This is a genomic window from Oscillochloris sp. ZM17-4 (assembly GCF_019599295.1).
Classification (GTDB): domain Bacteria; phylum Chloroflexota; class Chloroflexia; order Chloroflexales; family Chloroflexaceae; genus Oscillochloris.
The window spans coordinates 1-1579 of record NZ_JAIEWN010000161.1; the positions used below are offsets into that span (position 1 = coordinate 1).

Consider the following 1579-nt stretch of genomic DNA (forward strand, 5'->3'; position numbering starts at 1 on the left):
GCTACCACGATGCCGGCGCGGTGATCGCGCGGATCGTGCGCCCCGCCGACCGCGCGCGCGCCGGGATCGCGCTGGCCTACGCCCTCGTGTCCGCAGGGCAGCCTGGCGCCGAGTCGGCGCTGGGGGCCGCGCTCAGGGCCGCGACGGTCGGGAGGGAGGAGTCCTTGCGCGCACTGGAGCTGGCGGCGCCATCGCTGGCGGCCCTCGGCGGCGGTGCGCTCCTCGCCGCCGCCGCCGCCGCCGTCGATGAGGTTGATCGCTGGCTCTAAACCTAAGTCGTAGCGCGCTGCCCGCAGATGGTCGCCGGATCCGGCAGGCGGGGGAGCGGCTGCGCGTCGAAGGAGCCGAGGAACTGCGCGCTGTCGAAGATCTGCGGGGACTCGCTGGCGGGCTGGCGGCTGTAGATCAGCAGTCGGTTGTGCCCGTCGGCCTGGACGAGCCCGAGGAGCGTGTAGCCCGTTGGGATGGCCGGGTTCCTCAGGGACATCGCGATGATGTAGTAGCGCGGCTCCTCGCCGCAGCGGGTCAGCCCCCGGGTGTACCAGCTGGCCACCTCGGTGGACTGGTTGCTGGCGAAGGGGCCGCTGAGCACGCCGGTGCGGTAGAGCTCGCCTATCACCTTCCACCCGTCTTGCGCGGGGTAGCCGAGGCGACCGCTGCCGCCGATCGGGGCGGCGGGCACCTCGCCGCTGAGGGCGGGGTAGGCCGGGATCACGGCCATCGGGAAGCCGCGCTGGTACTCGGGCGACTGGCGGACAAAGAGCGCGTAGGCGTAGGGCGCGGCGATGATCGCCAGCGCCGCTGCGGCCAGGCCGAGCGCCGGCCGGAGCAGGGCGGCGGCCCGCCGGCGCGATCTGCCCACGGCGGCGACTCCATAGCCGAGGATCAGGGCCGCCGGCACGTCCATGACGTGCATGTGGGTGCGGGGCTGGTCGAGCAGAAAGCTCACCGAGATGCAGGCTGCCCCGAACCAGATCAGCGCCGCGCGCAGGGCTGCGGGCGTGGCGGGGCTGACGGCCAGGGCCAGGATGGGCAGGCCGAGGGCCAGGGCGGCGATCACGCTCTGCCCCATAAGCAGCGATGCCTCCGGGCCGCGCAGGATGTCGGCGACGGCCACGAGGAGCGACCCGGCGAGGAGCCAGCCGAGGGGCCGCGGGCGCACAGCGCTCACGAGCGCTGCGGCGAGGGTGAGCGCCAAGGTGGCCGCCGCTATGATGACTGCGGGCGTCGTGTTATAGAAGATGGCCAGATCGTAGCTGCCGCTCAGGTTGTTGTAGAGCGCCCAGCGGCTGCCCTGCTGCCCGGTGCGCTCGCCGATATGTGCGAGCGCCTCGGAGAAGTGCGGGTGCAGCACGAAGGGCACGTAGAAGCTGGCCAGCAGGCCTGCGCCCACGCCGACGGGCGCGGCCAGGGCGGCCCACTGCCCGGCGCGCCAGCCGCGCCGCCGCCCTCCGGCGAGCACCAGCCAGATGAGGGCGGGCGCCACATAGATCGCGTCGTAATGGCTCAGCAGGGCGACCGCCATCATGATCGCGGCGGCGCACAGATCGGCCAGCGGGCGCCCCCGCCCCTCATAGAA

1 protein-coding gene and 1 pseudogene are annotated in these 1579 nt (G+C 73.3%); one reads left to right on the plus strand and one right to left on the minus strand.

The features are described 5' to 3' along the window. Nucleotides 1-269, plus strand: a pseudogene (locus K2Z83_RS28370) (hypothetical protein); the annotation flags it as partial. A gap of 2 nt (nucleotides 270-271) precedes the next feature. On the opposite strand, the gene K2Z83_RS28375 reads toward K2Z83_RS28370, so the two are convergent. Then, on the minus strand, nucleotides 272-1579 hold a 1308-nt coding region (locus K2Z83_RS28375; protein WP_220598531.1), incomplete at its 5' end, for a hypothetical protein.